The organism is Rhodococcus sp. NPDC058532 (assembly GCF_042719255.1).
In the GTDB taxonomy this organism is placed as follows: domain Bacteria; phylum Actinomycetota; class Actinomycetes; order Mycobacteriales; family Mycobacteriaceae; genus Rhodococcus_G.
In genome coordinates, this window is record NZ_JBHXNU010000007.1 from 215,907 (window position 1) to 231,423 (window position 15,517).

19 protein-coding genes are annotated in these 15,517 nt (G+C 69.6%); 11 read left to right on the plus strand and 8 right to left on the minus strand.

All coding sequences use genetic code 11. The features are described from left to right. The first annotated feature begins 220 nt into the window (after positions 1–220). From ACFWQG_RS11430 to ACFWQG_RS11440, 3 genes are all read left to right on the plus strand, one after another. Positions 221–544 carry a WhiB family transcriptional regulator gene (locus tag ACFWQG_RS11430; protein ID WP_378507718.1) on the plus strand — a complete coding sequence of 108 codons (324 nt, stop codon included), beginning with the start codon at positions 221–223 and terminating at the stop codon, positions 542–544. A gap of 138 nt (positions 545–682) precedes the next feature. Beyond that, positions 683–1,129 (plus strand): MarR family winged helix-turn-helix transcriptional regulator, encoded by a 447-nt coding sequence (locus ACFWQG_RS11435; protein WP_378507719.1) that lies wholly within the window; start codon positions 683–685, stop codon positions 1,127–1,129. Further along, complete coding sequence (locus tag ACFWQG_RS11440; protein ID WP_378507720.1) at positions 1,126–2,385, plus strand: MFS transporter; 1,260 nt, start codon at positions 1,126–1,128, stop codon at positions 2,383–2,385. The genes ACFWQG_RS11435 and ACFWQG_RS11440 overlap by 4 nt, the downstream gene beginning before the upstream one ends. Here the strand turns inward: ACFWQG_RS11440 and ACFWQG_RS11445 are convergent. Both ACFWQG_RS11445 and ACFWQG_RS11450 read right to left on the minus strand, forming a co-directional pair. Then, positions 2,369–3,481: an ArsA family ATPase gene (locus ACFWQG_RS11445; protein ID WP_378507721.1), complete on the minus strand. Its 1,113-nt coding sequence runs from the start codon at positions 3,479–3,481 to the stop codon at positions 2,369–2,371. The genes ACFWQG_RS11440 and ACFWQG_RS11445 overlap by 17 nt on opposite strands. Continuing rightward, positions 3,478–4,494: an ArsA-related P-loop ATPase gene (locus ACFWQG_RS11450; protein ID WP_378507722.1), complete on the minus strand. Its 1,017-nt coding sequence runs from the start codon at positions 4,492–4,494 to the stop codon at positions 3,478–3,480. The genes ACFWQG_RS11445 and ACFWQG_RS11450 overlap by 4 nt, the downstream gene beginning before the upstream one ends. Positions 4,495–4,549: 55 nt before the next feature. Between ACFWQG_RS11450 and ACFWQG_RS11455 the strand changes: the two genes are divergently transcribed. The 4 genes from ACFWQG_RS11455 to ACFWQG_RS11470 all read left to right on the plus strand — a co-directional run bounded on the left by ACFWQG_RS11455 (position 4,550) and on the right by ACFWQG_RS11470 (position 6,407). Continuing rightward, positions 4,550–4,714 (plus strand): DUF4177 domain-containing protein, encoded by a 165-nt coding sequence (locus tag ACFWQG_RS11455; protein ID WP_085999530.1) that lies wholly within the window; start codon positions 4,550–4,552, stop codon positions 4,712–4,714. A 5-nt stretch (positions 4,715–4,719) separates the two neighbouring features. Continuing rightward, positions 4,720–5,184, plus strand: a complete 465-nt coding sequence (locus tag ACFWQG_RS11460) for a RidA family protein (RefSeq protein ID WP_378507723.1) — start codon at positions 4,720–4,722, stop codon at positions 5,182–5,184. A gap of 94 nt (positions 5,185–5,278) precedes the next feature. Further along, positions 5,279–6,064: an MBL fold metallo-hydrolase gene (locus ACFWQG_RS11465; protein WP_378507724.1), complete on the plus strand. Its 786-nt coding sequence runs from the start codon at positions 5,279–5,281 to the stop codon at positions 6,062–6,064. Between the two features lie 211 nt (positions 6,065–6,275). Next, complete coding sequence (locus ACFWQG_RS11470) at positions 6,276–6,407, plus strand: hypothetical protein (protein ID WP_378507725.1); 132 nt, start codon at positions 6,276–6,278, stop codon at positions 6,405–6,407. A 401-nt stretch (positions 6,408–6,808) separates the two neighbouring features. On the opposite strand, the gene ACFWQG_RS11475 is transcribed toward ACFWQG_RS11470, so the two are convergent. Then, positions 6,809–7,483, minus strand: a complete 675-nt coding sequence (locus tag ACFWQG_RS11475) for a Crp/Fnr family transcriptional regulator (RefSeq protein ID WP_378487218.1) — start codon at positions 7,481–7,483, stop codon at positions 6,809–6,811. Positions 7,484–7,670: 187 nt separating this feature from the next. Next, positions 7,671–7,928, minus strand: coding sequence for a hypothetical protein (locus ACFWQG_RS11480; protein WP_378507726.1), 258 nt, complete (start codon positions 7,926–7,928; stop codon positions 7,671–7,673). A 21-nt stretch (positions 7,929–7,949) separates the two neighbouring features. Here ACFWQG_RS11480 and nth point away from each other — a divergent pair, with 21 nt between their 5' ends. From nth to marP, 4 genes are read left to right on the plus strand one after another with little or no spacing between them, the layout of a single operon-like run. Further along, positions 7,950–8,798: an endonuclease III gene (nth, locus tag ACFWQG_RS11485; protein ID WP_378507727.1), complete on the plus strand. Its 849-nt coding sequence runs from the start codon at positions 7,950–7,952 to the stop codon at positions 8,796–8,798. A gap of 8 nt (positions 8,799–8,806) precedes the next feature. Further along, complete coding sequence (locus ACFWQG_RS11490; protein ID WP_378507728.1) at positions 8,807–9,481, plus strand: TlpA family protein disulfide reductase; 675 nt, start codon at positions 8,807–8,809, stop codon at positions 9,479–9,481. Beyond that, on the plus strand, positions 9,478–10,203 hold the full coding sequence (locus ACFWQG_RS11495) for an NUDIX hydrolase (protein ID WP_378507729.1): 726 nt from the start codon (positions 9,478–9,480) through the stop codon (positions 10,201–10,203). Before ACFWQG_RS11490 ends, ACFWQG_RS11495 begins: the two co-directional genes overlap by 4 nt. After that, positions 10,200–11,390: an acid resistance serine protease MarP gene (marP, locus tag ACFWQG_RS11500; RefSeq protein WP_378507730.1), complete on the plus strand. Its 1,191-nt coding sequence runs from the start codon at positions 10,200–10,202 to the stop codon at positions 11,388–11,390. Before ACFWQG_RS11495 ends, marP begins: the two co-directional genes overlap by 4 nt. Before the next feature lie 48 nt (positions 11,391–11,438). Here marP and ACFWQG_RS11505 read toward each other — a convergent pair whose 3' ends face one another. The 4 genes from ACFWQG_RS11505 to ACFWQG_RS11520 form a co-directional block, all read right to left on the minus strand. After that, positions 11,439–12,377 carry an alpha/beta fold hydrolase gene (locus ACFWQG_RS11505; protein ID WP_378507731.1) on the minus strand — a complete coding sequence of 313 codons (939 nt, stop codon included), beginning with the start codon at positions 12,375–12,377 and terminating at the stop codon, positions 11,439–11,441. An 11-nt stretch (positions 12,378–12,388) separates the two neighbouring features. Continuing rightward, positions 12,389–12,913: a phage holin family protein gene (locus tag ACFWQG_RS11510; protein ID WP_378507732.1), complete on the minus strand. Its 525-nt coding sequence runs from the start codon at positions 12,911–12,913 to the stop codon at positions 12,389–12,391. Next, complete coding sequence (nhaA, locus tag ACFWQG_RS11515) at positions 12,910–14,130, minus strand: Na+/H+ antiporter NhaA (protein ID WP_378507733.1); 1,221 nt, start codon at positions 14,128–14,130, stop codon at positions 12,910–12,912. The genes ACFWQG_RS11510 and nhaA overlap by 4 nt, the downstream gene beginning before the upstream one ends. 76 nt (positions 14,131–14,206) lie before the next feature. Next, the gene (locus ACFWQG_RS11520) at positions 14,207–15,088 is read right to left on the minus strand and encodes an MBL fold metallo-hydrolase (protein WP_378507734.1); all 882 of its coding nucleotides are present in this window, start codon (positions 15,086–15,088) and stop codon (positions 14,207–14,209) included. Positions 15,089–15,517 lie beyond the last annotated feature (429 nt).

The window sequence follows — 15,517 nt, forward strand, 5'->3', positions numbered from 1 at the left end:
CTCCCGTGCGCAACCAGCCGATTCGATCTGGATGCACGTCCGTACCAAAAAAGTGCGCTCAGGTCTTGCGCAGACCGTTATACATTGCCTAAATTGTGACCCAGTGTGATTCAGATAACACTAGATCGGGAATGTGGTGCGCCTCGCCATGATAGGGCTGGGCACGCGCACTTCCGGAGCGTCAGCGAGGGCGACGCTTGTACTGCAGGAGGGGCAGAAGATGACCGTGACCACCCCGGGTCGCCGGTTGGACGTTGAAGAGGCCGAGGCCCGCATTGCGTGGGTTACGCAGGCACGATGCCGCACGGTCGATCCTGATCAGTTGTTCGTTCGCGGAGCCGCGCAGCGCAAGGCGGCCACCATCTGCCGGCACTGTCCGGTGCTGATGCAGTGCGGAGCGGACGCGCTGGACAACAGGGTCGAGTTCGGAGTGTGGGGAGGCATGACCGAGCGTCAGCGCCGCGCCCTGCTCAAGCAGCATCCCGAGGTGGAGTCGTGGGCGGACTTCTTCTCGGCGCAGCGAAGCCAGGCATCCGTCGTCTGAACCCCCGTCATCCGAACGGGTGAACCTTCGGCCACCGGCCGGGATCCTCAGTGGATCCCGGCCGGTGCGCTGCGTGGGTGCCGGCCCGCCGCCCAGGAGTATGCTTGCTGATAGGCAACTAATGTCAGCGAGGCGCACATGACCCCTGTCCCCACCGAGGACGACGTCACCCGGCTCAAGGTCGCGCTCGCCCGGATCTCCCGCGTCGTCGACCGGCGGGTATCCGGTGGCGGGCTCACCCGCACCCAACTGGCGGTGCTCGGCACCGTCTCGCGGATCGGGCCGCTCGGTCTCGGGGCGCTCGCCGAGGTCGAGGGGCTCAATCCGACGATGCTCTCGCGTGTGGTCGGCAAACTGGAGGCGGACGGGCTGCTGCGTCGCAGCGCCGACCCGACGGATCGGCGCGCCGCCCGGGTCGAGGCGACCGACGCGGGCGCGGACCTGTCCCGCCAGCTGCGCCGTGAGCGCACCCGACTGTTCGCCGACGCGCTCGGCAGGCTGCCCGATGGCGACGCCGACGCGGTCATCGCCGCGCTGCCCGCCATCGAGGCCCTGGCCAGGGAGATCGCGGCGCCGACGCCGTGACCGCGCTCGCCGACTTCCGTCGCGATACGTTCTCCTCGCTGGCCATCCCCAACTATCGCCGCTACTACACCGGCCAGGCCGTGTCGATGATCGGCACCTGGATGCAGTCGGTCGCGCAGGCCTGGCTGGTGCTGCAGCTGACCGGGTCCGGGACGGCGCTCGGGTCGGTCGTCGCCCTGCAGACCCTGCCGGTCCTCCTGGTCGGCCCGTACGGCGGCGTCGTCGCGGACCGCCTCGACAAGCGCAGGCTGATGATCGGGCTGCAGTCGATGATGGGGCTGCTCGCGTTGGTCCTCGGCGTGCTCACCGTCACCGACACCGTCGAACTCTGGCACGTGTACCTCCTCGCGTTCCTGCTCGGCCTGAACAACAGCTTCGAGAACCCGGCGCGGCAGTCGTTCGTGCTCGAAATGGTCGGGCCCGAGGACCTCCGCAACGCGGTCAGCCTCAACTCGGTGCTGGTCAACGCGGCGCGGGCGGTCGGCCCCGCGGTCGCAGGCCTGGTCATCGCGGCGGGCGGGCTTGGGGTCTGCTTCCTCGTCAACGCGCTCAGCTTCGTCGCCGTCGTGGTGTCCCTGGCCAGGCTCGACGTCGCCGCCCTACGCCCGTCGCCACCCGCACCGCGGGAGGCGGGACAGCTGCGGGAGGGTCTGCGCTACGTCGCCCGCACCCCGGAACTGCTCGTGCCGCTGCTGATGATGGCGCTGGTCGGCTGCCTCGCCTACGAGTTCCAGGTGGTGCTGCCGGTCCTCGCCCGCGACACCTTCGGCGGCGAGGCCAGCGTCTACGGGTTCATGACCGCGGCGATGGGGGTCGGTGCGGTGCTGGGCGGACTGGCCGTCGCGGCGCGCGGACGAACCGGAATCCCGGCGCTGATCGCCTCCTCGGCGGTGTTCGGCGTCGCCATCGCCGCGGCGGCCCTCGCCCCGACGCTGTGGATCGAGCTGGTCCTCCTGGTCGCCGTCGGCGCCGCCAGCGTCGGGTTCCTGTCGGTCGGCAACAGCACCCTGCAGCTCGAGGCCGCACCCCACATGCGCGGGCGGGTGATGGCGTTGTGGTCGGTGGCGTTCCTCGGATCGACCCCGATCGGCGGGCCGATCGCCGGTGCGGTCGCCGAGCATTTCGGTGGTCGGGCAGGCCTGCTGATGGGTGCCGTCGCCTGCCTGATCGCCGCCGGCCTCGGGGCGCTCGTGGTGCGGCGGCACCGGCGGGCGCAGACGGAACCTAACCCGGATCCGGTCAGCCCCGACCGGTGAGCTGATCGGCGACCGCGCGCAGCGCCGCCAGGTCGGACACCTCGAACGGCAGTGACGGCACCCCCACCACCGGAACCCGCGGGTGCGCGCCGGTGAACCGGCCGAGCAGGTGCAGTTCGCGTTGCGCCGTCCGTGCCCGTTCGGCGTGGATCCGCAGGACCGCGGCCGCCAACGGGTGCTCGCCGCGTTCCTTGAGCAGATCCGCCGCGGCGACGGCGTGGTCGGCGGGCAGCGCGCTCAACGTCGGGTGGGTTCGGTTGAGGACGAGGCCCGCGAGCGGCATGCCCTCCGCGGACAGGCGCTCGACGAAGAACGATGCCTCCCGCAGCGCGTCCGGTTCGGCGGCCGCGACCACGAAGAAATGGGTGCCCGGCGCGCGGAGTAGTTCGTACGTGTGCGCCGCCCGCTCCCGGAACCCGCCGAACATCGACTCGAAGGACTGCACGAACGCGGACGCGTCCGAGAGCATCTGGCTGCCGACGATCGTCGACACCGCCCGCAGCGCCAGCCCCATCGCCCCGGTCACCAGGCGGCCGATTCCGCGACCCGGCGCCGACAGCATCCGGATCATCCGACCGTCGAGGAAGGTGCCCAGCCGCTGCGGAGCGTCCAGGAAGTCCAGGGCATTCCGCGACGGCGGCGTGTCCACGACCACCAGGTCCCACTCGTCGCTCGCCGCGAGCTGACCGAGCTTCTCCATCGCCATGTACTCCTGCGTGCCGGAGAACGAGGTGGCGACGGTCTGATAGAAGGGGTTCGCGAGGATCTGCTGCGCCTTCTCCGGCGACGAGTGCTCGAGCACCATGTCGTCGAACGTGCGGCGCATGTTCAGCATCATCGCGTGCAGTTCGCCGGTCGCGCCGGCGCCGAGGGCTACCGGCTGCGGGGTGTTGCCGAGGTCCTGAACCCCGAGGGCCTGCGCCAGCCTGCGCGCCGGGTCGATCGTCAGCACCACGACCCGCCTGCCCTCCTCGGCGGCCCGCAGCGCCATCGACGCGGCGGTCGTCGTCTTCCCGACACCGCCGGACCCGCAGCACACCACGACCCGCGATGCCGGGTCGGTGAGGATGGCGTCGACGTCGAGCGCGGCGGTCATCGGACCCCCTGCTCGGCGAGTTGATCGGCCAGCTCGTACAGGCCGCCGAGGTCGACGCCGTCGGTCAACGCGGTCAGGTGTAGCCGCGCGACCTCCAGCTTGTCGAGGTCGACCGCGCTGGCATCCTGCGCGGCCAGCGTGGAGGCATTCTCGATCGTCTCGGTGAGCAACCCGGCGAAGTCGCTGTCGGACAGCGTGATCCCGGCCGCGTCCAGACCAGCGCGGACCGCGGCGGCGTCGATGGTCCCGGTCGCGGCGGCGGCCATCGCGTCCGGCGGCAGGTACGCGGTCGCGGACCGGTTCACGATCACGGTGCCGATCCGCAGGTCCGCGGCCTCGAGTTCCTCCACCGCATCCGAGGTTTCCTGCACCGGCAGCGCCTCGAGCAGCGTCACCAGGTGCACCATCGTGTCGTCGGAATGCAGCAACCGCACGACGCCCTCGGACTGGGAGTGCACCGGGCCGCCCTTCGCCAGGTCGGACATCGCCTTCGTGACGTCGAGGAAGCTGCCGATCCGGCCGGTCGGCGGCGAGTCGACCACGATCTCGTCGTACACCGGCACCCCGTTCCGGTCGGTGCGGATCACGCACTCCTTGATCTTGCCGGTCACCAGCACGTCCCGCAGTCCCGGCGCCAGGGTGGTGGCGAACTCGATCGCCCCCATCCGCTTCATCGCGCGGCCCGCAAAGCCCAGGTTGTAAAACATGTCCAGGTACTCGAGGAAGGCCGTTTCGATGTCGAGCGCGAGCGCGAAGACCTCGCCACCGCCGTCCGCGGTGGCGATCTTGGTTTCGGCGGGCGGCAGCGGGGGGACGTCGAAGAGTTGCGCGATCCCCTGTCGTCCCTCAACCTCGATGAGCAGAACGCGGCGTCCGCCCGCGGCCAATGCCAACGCCAATGCCGATGCGACAGTGGACTTTCCAGTTCCGCCCTTGCCGGACACGAAATGCAGCCGGGCCTTATCGGCCTTCGCCGGCCACTCGTAGGCGGGTGCGTTCGCAGGTGCTACCACCCCCCGAGCCTATAAGTCGTGGCTGCGAATCGGTGCGCGACTAGGCTCTCCAACCATGAGTGAATTGACAACCTGGGAGTACGCGACCGTCCCGCTGCTCACCCACGCGACCAAGCAGATCCTCGACCAGTGGGGCGGAGACGGCTGGGAACTGGTCACCGTGCTGCCCGGCCCCACCGGTGAACAGCACGTCGCCTACCTCAAGCGTCCGAAGGGCTGAGGGTCGTGGCCGAGTGGAACGCGCGGCTCGGCGAGCTCGGGATCGCGCTGCCGCCGGTGGCCGCTCCCGTCGCCGCGTACGTGCCGGCGGTCCGGACCGGTGACCTCGTCTACACGTCCGGGCAGCTGCCGTTCGTCGACGGCGCGCTGCCGGTGTCGGGCAAGGTCGGCGGGGCGGTGGACGCGGACACCGCGAAGGACGCCGCCCGTACCTGCGCGCTGAACGCGCTGGCCGCGATCGACTCCCTGGTCGGGATCGACTCGGTGGTGCGGGTGGTCAAGGTCGTCGGGTTCGTTGCGTCCGCGGACGGGTTCACCGGGCAGCCTGCCGTGATCAACGGTGCGTCCGAGTTCCTCGGCGAGGTGTTCGGAGACGCGGGTGTGCACGCACGGTCGGCCGTCGGGGTCGCGGAGCTGCCGCTCGACGCACCCGTCGAGGTGGAGCTGATCGTCGAGGTCTCCGACCGATAGTCGACACCGAGGTCCGCTGACCGACACTGTTTCTCGTCGGCCCGCCCTCCGCACTGCGGTGGGCGGGCCGACGTCGTCTCCGTACAGTGTGCCCATGGACCTCGCACATCCGTCGTACGCGCAGCTGCGCCAGGTCACCCCGATCGCGGCGGTGATGCTCGAGCGCAATCCCGGGATGATGACGCTCGACGGCACCAATACCTGGATCCTGCGCGCACCGGGCCGCGAGGAGTGCGTGGTCGTCGATCCGGGCGAGGCGGACGAGGATCACCTGCGCAGGGTTGCGGAGGTCGGGCCGGTCGCGCTGACCCTCATCACCCACCGGCATCACGACCACACCGATGGCATCGACCGATTCGTGGAGATGACCGGAAGCCCGGTGCGCGCCGTGGACGAGGCGCTGCGCAGGCACACCGATGCGGGGCTGCCCGATGGCGAGCTGATCGAGGAGGTCGGCCTCGCGATTCGGGTGCTTCGCACGCCGGGGCACACCAAGGACTCGACGTCCTTCGTGATCGAGGGGGAGGGGTCGGTGCTGACCGGCGACACGATTCTGGGTCGCGGGACCACCGTCCTCGACGCGACCGACGGCGACCTCGGCGACTATCTGGCGTCGTTGCGCTCGCTGATCGATCTCGGGGCCGGGCGCACGGTGCTGCCCGGTCACGGCCCGGATCTGCCCGATCTGCAGGCGGTAGCGGAGCAGTACCTGGCGCATCGGGAGGATCGCCTCGATCAGGTGCGGTCCGCGCTCGGGGTGCTCGGCGCCGGGGCGAGCGTGCGCGCGGTCGTCGAGCACGTGTACTCCGATGTGGATCCGAAGCTGTGGCCGGTCGCCGAGCAGTCGGTGCGGGTGCAGCTGGACTACCTGCGCCGATAGCGTCGTGATGTCCCTCACAGTCCGGCGTCGGGTGGTGTGAAAGTCGCACCTGGCGACGGGTGTCCCCGGTCGAGGGGCTGGCACGCGACGGGTGCTTAGGCGAAGGAAATGCCCGATTCACCCCCCGAAGTATTTAGTTATGGGTATAAAACTACCCAACGCCACCATCGGTGTGCGCCCTATCACAGTGATCGAGCAAGGAGCAGTACACATGGGATCCGCAGAGAATCTTCTCGAGGCCAACGGTGCGGGCTTCGGCCTGCTCGACATGCTCGCGCTGCTGCCGCTGATGAAGGCCATCCAGGGTCTCGATTCCGTCAGCGCGGACGGCTCGGCGTCCTAACCCAACACGAGTAGACACGGGAGACCAGCACATGACCTCAGTCGAGAACCTCACCGGACTGATCGATTCGCTCACCAAGTTCTTCGGCGGCCTTGCCTCGGGTTCGGCCGCCACCACCCCGCCGTCGACCGACGCCTGAGCGCGTCGGCGACCGACACTTTTCAAGGAGAGAACCATGGGATCCGTTACCGACCTGTTCGGCGTCGTCAAGGCGCTCGTTCCCGTCCTCGGGGACTTCCTGAACAACGCGGCGGGCGGCTCGCTGAGCCCCGTCGAACCGATGGAGTAGGCTCCGACGCCTGGACAACGCAAATGGCGGTCACCCGGAGAAATCCGGGTGACCGCCATTCGTCGTTGTCGGCCGGGTCCAGCTCACCCCACGGCGCGGGGAGCGGATTCGCTCAACGCGCGCGGCGGGCCAGCCGCTCCGAGTCGGAGATGAGGACGCTCTTGCCCTCAAGCCGAATCCAGCCGCGGTGGGCGAAATCGGCGAGCGCCTTGTTCACGGTCTCGCGCGAGGCGCCGACCAGCTGGGCGATCTCCTCCTGGGTGAGATCGTGGGTGACGCGCAGCGAGCCGCCCTCCTGGGTGCCGAACCGCTGCGCGAGCTGCAGCAGCGCCTTCGCGACACGACCGGGAACGTCGGTGAAGATCAGGTCGGCCAGGTTGTTGTTGGTCCGGCGGAGGCGACGGGCAAGGACCCGCAGCAGCTGCTCGGCGATCTCGGGGCGCTGCTCGATCCACGACTTCAGCGCGTCGCGATCCATGCTCACCGCGCGCACGTCGGTCACGGTCGTCGCCGACGAGGTTCGCGGTCCGGGGTCGAAGATCGACAGCTCGCCGAACATGTCGGACGGGCCCATGATCGTCAGCAGGTTTTCGCGGCCGTCGGGGGAGCGGCGCCCGAGCTTGATCTTGCCGGACACGATGATGTACAGGCGATCGCCCGGCTCGCCCTCGTTGAAGATGACGTGTCCACGGGGGAAATCGACGGGCTGCAGCTGCTTGACCAGCGCCGCGACCGCCGAGGGCTCGACTCCCTGGAAGATACCGGCTCTGGCCAGGACCTCGTCCACGTGCGCTCCTTCATCGGAAGATCGGGTGGCGTCCGGCACCCGGTAGGAGGCCGTATGCCGATGTCGACACGGTCAACGTGTCGACTGTTTGGTGACTATCGCTCGAAAGTCTATCGTCCCGAGCTGCAGGAGTGACGGGCGCCACGCCTGCGCGTCGCGGCCGGTGGTGGTGGTGGTGCTCCGCCGTTCAGCTCGCGCGGCGTTCGGTGAGGTCGTCGGTGTCGTCGGCCAGCCCGCGCCGACGACGAAGGTGGAAACGGGCCAGCGCTCGCGGCAGACCCTCCTGTGCCAGGGTGGCGACCTCGGCGTGGCTCGCCTTGTCGAGGAACTCCTCAACCTCCTGCTCACGGACCGTGAGCCGGCTCAACCGGAATTCCACCCGCTCCATCGCCAGCGCGAACAGCATGAGCAGCACTGGGAAGAGCACCACAGCGAGACCTTGCATACCGGGCAGTAAACACGGCCAATGTCTCAGAAGCGAAACGAAGCGCAATCGGTTGTCGGTGCCATCCGTAGAGTCGAGGGCGTGTCGACCACTGTTTCGAAGAGCCCCGTTCCGCGCGGGGCGGCGGCGTCGCTAGGGGGGCCGGAGCGGGAGGAGACCCGTCTTGCTCTCGTGCGCCGCGCCCGCCGCATGAACCGGCGCCTCGGGGAGGCCTTCCCGCACGTCTATTGCGAGCTCGACTTCAGCACGCCGCTGGAGTTGTCGGTGGCGACGATCCTGTCCGCGCAGTGCACTGACGTGCGGGTTAACCAGGTGACGCCTGCGCTGTTCGCGCGCTACCCGACGGCAGCGGACTACGCGGGCGCCGATCGGACCGAGCTTGAGGAATACATTCGAAGCACCGGCTTCTATCGGAACAAGGCGACCTCGATCATCGGGCTCGGGCAGGCATTGGTGGAGCGATTCGACGGGGAGGTGCCGGGGACGATGGCGGACCTGGTGAGCCTGCCCGGCTTCGGGCGCAAGACCGCGAACGTCGTTCTCGGGAACGCCTTCGATGTGCCGGGAATCACCGTCGACACCCACTTCGGTCGGCTCGTGCGGCGGTGGCAGTGGACCGCGGAGGAGGACCCCGTCAAGGTCGAGCGGGCGGTCGGCGAGCTCATCCCCCGGAAGGAGTGGACGCTGCTCTCGCACCGGGTGATCTTCCACGGCCGCCGGGTGTGCCATGCGAAGAAGCCGGCATGCGGGGTGTGTGTCCTCGCGAAGGACTGCCCGTCGTACGGCGCGGGCCCGACCGACCCGGTCGCGGCCGCCACCCTCGTCAAGGGTCCGGAGACCGAGCATCTCCTCGACCTGGCCGGTCGGTGAGGTCGGACGTGCGGATCACCACAACCGGGCGATGGAGCCTGGCCGCCCTCGTCGTTGTCGCTGCCCTGGTGGTCGCGATCTGGCCGCGGGGCGGCGACGAGCCGGACACCCGCAGTCACTCCGACTTCATGAGCTCGGGGGCGACGCCGTCCGCGGTCGAGCGGATCGCGGGTGACACCGACGCGGCACTCGCCGGACCGCGGGCGGCTGCCGCATTGCCGCCGTGTCCGGCCCCGGCCCCCGGTACGGTCGCCTCCGGCCCACTCGCAGGCATCGAGCTGGGTTGCCTCGCCGACGGTGGCCGGGTCGACGTCGGCGCTGCGCTGGCCGGGAAGCCCGCGCTGGTCAACCTGTGGGCCTACTGGTGTGGACCGTGCGCGAAGGAGCTTCCTGCGCTCGACGAATACGCGCGTCGCGCCGGTGACACGGTGACGGTGCTGACGGTCCATCAGGATCCTAAGGAGGGAAATGCGTTGTCGGCGCTGACGGAGTACGGAGTCCACCTGCCCGGCGTGCAGGACGGCGCGGCGCGGGTCGCTGCCGCCGTCGGCGCGCCGAAGGTGCTGCCCGTCACCGCCCTGATCCGTGCCGACGGGACGGTCGCCGCGGTGCTGCCGCAGCCGTTCGACGATGCCGATCAGATCGCGGCCGCCGTCCGGGAGCACCTGGGCGTGGTGTCGTGACCAGGACCCAGCATCCCGCTCCGGAGTGGTTGCGGCGGGTCGCCACGTTGCCGCCCAGCGGCGACGACCCGACCAACCCCGTGCTGCGCAGGCGGGCCCCCGGCGGCACCACCGTGCGGGACGCGTCGGTCCTGGTGCTGTTCGGCGGCTCGGAGGATGCCGACCCGGTCAGCCTGGGCGGACTCCCGGAGAACGCCGACGTGCTGCTGACCCAGCGGGCGGCGACCCTGCGGCAGCACAGCGGCCAGGTCGCCTTCCCCGGCGGTGCGGCCGACCCGGAGGACGACGGCCCGATCGCGACCGCCCTGCGGGAGGCTGAGGAAGAGACCGGCCTCGACCCGTCCGGGGTGCGGACGCTGGCCGTCCTGCCGGGGATCTTCGTTCCGCCGTCGGGATTCGACGTCACCCCGGTAGTCGCGTACTGGGATCGGCCGACCCCGGTCCGCCCGGTCGACCACGCCGAGACCGCTCGGGTGGCGCGAGTGCCGATCCGGTCACTGCTCGACCCCGACAACCGGTTCGTCGTCGAGCATCGGCTCGGTTACCGCGGCCCCGCCTTCCAGATCGACGGGTTCCTGGTGTGGGGCTTCACGGCGGGCGTGCTCGCAGGCCTGATCGCCGTCTCCGGGTGGGAGATCGAATGGGACCGCAACGACGTGCGTGACCTCGAGGTCACACTGGCCGAACTGGACGCGGGCGTCGCCGAGGTGCACGAGCGGTGAGCGGCTCGTCCTGGATCGATCTCGCCGTGCTCGCGATCGCGGTCCTCGCCGCGACCTCCGGGTGGCGGCACGGCGCCGTCGCGTCCGCGCTGGCCTTCCTCGGGGTGGTCCTCGGCGCCGTCGCGGGCATCCTCATCGCACCGCACGTGCTGGTGCACGTCGACGGTGGCCGCGCCCGGGTGCTGATCGGGATCCTGCTGATCATCGGGTTGGTGATCATCGGTGAGGTCGCGGGCATGGTGCTCGGGCGCGCGGCCAGGGGCAGCATGCACAGCCCGGTCGCCCGGTCCGTCGACAGTGCCGTCGGAGCAGGCCTGCAGGGCGCAGCGGTGCTCGTCGCGGCCTGGCTGCTCGCGATCCCGCTGACCGCCTCCTCGCAACCCGAGGTCGCGGCTGCCGTCCGTGGGTCGAAGGTGCTCACTCAGGTGGACGACGTGGCCCCGAACTGGATGCGGCGCCTGCCGAGCGAGTTCTCCGCGCTCCTCGACACGTCCGGCCTGCCGGACGTGATCGGACCGTTCGGGCGCACCCCGATCGCGGTCGTCGATCCGCCGGACGCCGCGATCGCGCAGGGGCCGCTGGCGCAGCGGCTACAGCCCAGCGTGCTGCGGATCCGCGGCGTCGCGCCGAGCTGCCAGCGCGCGCTCGAGGGATCCGGGTTCGTGGTCGCGCCGCAGCGGGTGATGACGAACGCCCACGTCGTCGCGGGTACCGACCAGGTGGTGGTGGACAGCCTCGACGGCCCGCTCCCCGCGACCGTGGTCCTGTTCGACCCGCAGGTCGACGTTGCGGTCCTCGACGTGCCGGGACTGACCGCGGACGTGCTGCCGTTCGCCCCCGACCCCGCCGACACCGGTGCCGACGCCCTGGTGCTCGGCTACCCCGGTGGGGGTCCGTTCACGGCGAGCGCCGCGCGGATCCGGGAAACGCTGGACCTCAACGGCCCGGACATCTACCGGGCCGCCGACGTCACCCGCGAGGTGTACACGGTGCGCGGGTCGATCCGGCAGGGCAACTCGGGAGGCCCGCTCGTCGACGACGAGGGCCGGGTGCTCGGCGTCGTCTTCGGTGCGGCGGTCGACAACAGCGACACCGGCTTCGCGCTCACCGCGGCGGAGGTGTCGCGGCAGCTCGAGGAGGCCGGTTACGCCAGCGCCGCCGTCGATACCGGGAACTGCATCCTCTGACGCGCCTCCGCCGCCCGTGCGTGATTCTTACCCTCCCCGGGGTAAAAATCACGCACGGTTGCGGAGCGCGCCGAGCAGCGCGGCGGTGACGTCCTGGTGTCGTTCCCACTGCGGGTAGTGCCCGGCTCCGGGGACGGTGTGCAGGTGTCGGTGCGGAGCCCACCGGGTGTCGGCCTGCAACGTCGACCGCAGCACGTACGGGTCCGCGTCGCCGTGGATCTGCAGCACCGGGATCTGCAGCACCCGATCCATCGCGGACATGAACCGGCGACCGTCCGGACGCCATTGGCTGCGGAACGCCCACCGCTGGTACTCGAGCCCGCAGTGCGCCGCGCCGGGAATCTGGATCGCGGATCGGTTCCGCGCCACGACCTCGTCGAACTCGCCGTCGGCCATCAACCCCGTCGACGCCGTGCGGTCGCGGAGCAGCTGCTCGACCGCGGCGCCGCCATCCCGGATCAGTCGACGCTCGGGTCGCCACGGCAACTGGCAGGCCAGGAACGAGGGCAGCAGCGCCGACCGCTGGGGACGAGACCGGATGACCGCGCGCTTGAGCGCGATCGGGTGCGGCGACGCGAGCAGCGCGATGGATCGAACCAGACGCGGATGCAGGACCGCCGTCGCCCAGCAGACCAGGCCGCCCTCGGCGTGACCGACCAGGGCCGCGTCGGTGTGCCCGAGGGCGCGGATCAGGCCCGCGACGTCGCCAGCGAGTGTCCAGCCGTCGTACCCGCGGGGCGGCTTGTCGGTGTCGCCGTATCCGCGCAGGTCCAGCGCGACCGTGCGGTATCCGGCGTCGGCGAGCGCGGTCAGTTGGTGACGCCAGGTCCACCAGAAGTCCGCGAACCCGTGCAGCAGAACCACCAGCGGGGCGTCCGTGTCGCTCGGGCCTGCCTCGACGGCGTGGAATCGGATGCCGTTGGCGCGCACGTCGCAGTGCCGCCACGGACCGTCGATGCGGACGGTTGACGGGTCGGGGAAGGTCACGGCCGGTCGAGTCAGGGCGCGGTGCGACGCGCGTACTCGCCCGGGGTATAGCCGCCGGATCCGTGACCGGCCTCGGCCGCGGTCGGCAGCACGGTTGCGGCCTGCCGCAGCGAGTCGATGGTCTTTTCCGGCGCCCGCAGCTTGCGCACCCGGAGGTAGCCGAGCAACGCGAGCACGCCGGTGACCAGCACCATCAGCAGGAACACGATCAGGAAGGCCAGCCAGCGGGCGACCCACAGGTCGAGCAGTTCGGCGAGGAAGAAAAAGAAGAAGAACGCGCTGAACACCAGGACGGCCAACGCGAGGATGAAGAACAGCGAGCCCTGCAGCCCCTTCTTCACCTCTCCGGTGACCTCGGCCTTGGCCAGTTCGACTTCCGCCCGGACCAGGGTGGAGACCTGCGCGGTCGCGTCCTTGACCAGGTTCCCGATGCTGGCGGCGCCCGGAGCGTGCGCGTCGACGTCGGTCAGCGGGATCGACGAGATGGTGTTCGGCACCCCGTCCCCGGTCCTACCGCTGCGGTCGCTGATGCTCACGTCGAAGCCTCTCCGTTGTCGTCGTCCGGGTCGGTGGCGGCACGTGCCTGGTGGACGCGTCCCCGGCGCAACAGTAGCGCCGACCCGATCAGGGACGCAGCCAAGGATGTCAGCAGGACCGCGACCTTGGCCTTGTCCTGCTCGGTGCCCTCGAGTGCGAGTTCGGTCACGAGGAGGCTAACCGTGAAGCCGATCGCGCCGAGTACCGACAGCGCGAACATGTCCCGGAAACCGAGTCCGGCCGGTTTGACGGCGATGCCGAGGCGGACCGCCAGCCACGACAGCCCGCCGATTCCGACGATCTTGCCGAGAAGCATGCCCAGGATGATGGCCAGGGTCAGGCGGTCGGTCAGCAGCGTGCCGAGGACATCGCCGTTGACCGGCACTCCCGCGGCGAAGAAGGCGAAGATCGGTACACACACCCCCGCGGACCAGGGCTGGAGTCGATGCTCGAGGCGAACGGCAGGCGCATCCTCTTCGCCGGGATCGGGACGGACCCGGGTCAGGAGCCCGAGCGCGACGCCGGCGAGTGTGGCGTGGATACCTGCCTCGTGCATGCAGTACCAGGTGAGCAGGGCAAGCGGGACGTACAGCCACGGACTGGTCAGCCGACGATGCTGGGCGAACCAGTACCCGGCCGCACAGGCAACGGCACCGAGTAGCCACACGAACGCGATCGTCGTGGTGAAGACGGCCGCGATGATGAGGATGGCGAGCAGATCGTCGACGACCGCGAGGCTGAGTAGGAACACCCTGGCGCCTGCCGGGATCCGGGAGCCGGTCAGCGAGAGGACGCCGAGGGCGAAGGCAATGTCGGTGGCGACGGGGATGGCCCATGCCTGTTCGATGCCGGGCTGCCCCCACCCGACCGCGAGGGTGATCAGCGCGGGTGTGACGACGCCGCCGAACGCCGCGATGATCGGCAGGAGCGCCTTTCGCCGGTCGGCGAGCTCGCCGACCACGAGTTCACGCTTGAGCTCCAGGCCAGCGACGAAGAAGAAGACGGCGAGCAGGCCGTCCTGCGCCCACGCCCCGATCGTGAGGTTCAGGTGCAGCGCGCTCGGGCCGACCTGGAGGTCACGGAGTCCGGTGTAGGCGTCCGCCCACGGGGAGTTGGCCAGGATCAGCGCGAGTGCCGCGGCAGCCAGCAGGATGGAGCCGCCCACCGTTTCGGTGCGGAGGTATCGCGACAGTTCGGAGCGCAATTTTTGAATCAAGGTCTCTCCCGGTCGAGGGCATGCGTCAGCTGTGCCGACCAGACTTCCCGGCGCTCCACGGTCAATTTTAACGTGATCATTGCGGCGTCACGTCGGGTGGCACGTAGATCGAGAAATGATCGAACGGCACCTCGTCGACCGGAGATCCCTCGACGTCGAGGGTGCGGCGGGCCCGAACTCGGCTCGCAGCGAGTCGGTCGAAGGCGTCCGCGACGGACTGCAGGAGATGCGGGGGCGCGATCACCCGACCGAAGTGGTTCATCGCGACGAGGGAGACCTCGTCCTTCATCGCGGCGAGCCGTGCGGTGCTCGCTGCGAAGTCGACGAGGCTCGAGTCCTGCTCGTGGGCATAGATCGGGCCGGAGCTGACGGTGTCGCCCGCGAAGAGGACTCCGGTCGCCGAATCGTGCAGGCAGATGCTGTCGGGGGTGTGACCAGGAGTGTGGAGAACCCGGACCACCCGGTCGCCGAGATCGAACGTGTCGCCGTCCGCGACGGTCGCATCCGGGTGCCGCGGACGAATACTCCAGGTCGTGAGGTCGACGCTGCTCGGCAACGGCGCGGGGTCGCTGTCCACGTCCATCAGATGCAGGTAGTCACGGTCGACCGCTCTTACCGCCGCCGCGGCGCGCAGCATGCGGTCGGTGTGCGCGAGATACCCGGCCAGATCGTGAGAGGAGACCGCCGATGTCCAGTGTGCGGCGCCGAGCGAGTGCGCAACCACCCGGTCGAACTCGTGGTTCCCACCGATGTGATCGAAGTGGTGGTGTGACGCGACAACCAGGATCGGGACTGGGGTGATCCGCTCGATCAACGGCCGAAGGGGCATGAATCCCATTCCGGTGTCGAACAGCAACGCACGTTCCGATCCGACTATCAGCCACATCGTGACGTGCCCGGGCTCGGTGATGCTCCAGATCCCGTTCGCTACCGGGCTGACGCGGTGCCACTCGGACATGGTTCTCCTCTCGACGGGACGGCGCACGACCCACGTTCATGGTGACGCCCACCACTGAATACCGGCGAATCTCGTCCCGCGGCCGACCCGACCAGCGGCAATCGCGCTCTGCATGGCTGTGACCAGGCGATTTGCGGACTGCCGATCAGTCACGTAACTTTTGTCGAGTCAGAGCGACACGGACACCGACCCGGACCGAGAGGTGCGGGACACGAGGTTGGACGAAGGCGCCTGGCCAATCCAGAGGTTGTCGACAGGTGATACTGTCGGTCCTCGATCGCCTTTCCGATGGCGGGTTGCCCGATTTTGGTCGGGTCGCTGCGATGGGTTAGGTTGGAACAGTTGCCCCGGAGAGGCCCACTTGGTGGGTGTTGATGGTGTGTGCGTGTTCTTTGAGAACTCAACAGTGTGCCGATGAATGTCAGTGCC

Bases quoted from the DNA above. Each gene is read 5' to 3' on its own strand.
- ACFWQG_RS11435 (WP_378507719.1), top strand. From the start codon at position 683: ATGACCCCTGTCCCCACCGAGGACGACGTCACCCGGCTCAAGGTCGCG.
- ACFWQG_RS11465 (WP_378507724.1), top strand. From the start codon at position 5,279: ATGGACCTCGCACATCCGTCGTACGCGCAGCTGCGCCAGGTCACCCCG.
- ACFWQG_RS11445 (WP_378507721.1), bottom strand. From the start codon at position 3,481: ATGACCGCCGCGCTCGACGTCGACGCCATCCTCACCGACCCGGCATCG.
- nth (WP_378507727.1), top strand. From the start codon at position 7,950: ATGTCTCAGAAGCGAAACGAAGCGCAATCGGTTGTCGGTGCCATCCGT.
- ACFWQG_RS11430 (WP_378507718.1), top strand. From the start codon at position 221: ATGACCGTGACCACCCCGGGTCGCCGGTTGGACGTTGAAGAGGCCGAG.
- ACFWQG_RS11470 (WP_378507725.1), top strand. From the start codon at position 6,276: ATGGGATCCGCAGAGAATCTTCTCGAGGCCAACGGTGCGGGCTTCGGC.
- ACFWQG_RS11520 (WP_378507734.1), bottom strand. From the start codon at position 15,088: ATGTCCGAGTGGCACCGCGTCAGCCCGGTAGCGAACGGGATCTGGAGC.
- ACFWQG_RS11455 (WP_085999530.1), top strand. From the start codon at position 4,550: ATGAGTGAATTGACAACCTGGGAGTACGCGACCGTCCCGCTGCTCACC.
- ACFWQG_RS11480 (WP_378507726.1), bottom strand. From the start codon at position 7,928: ATGCAAGGTCTCGCTGTGGTGCTCTTCCCAGTGCTGCTCATGCTGTTC.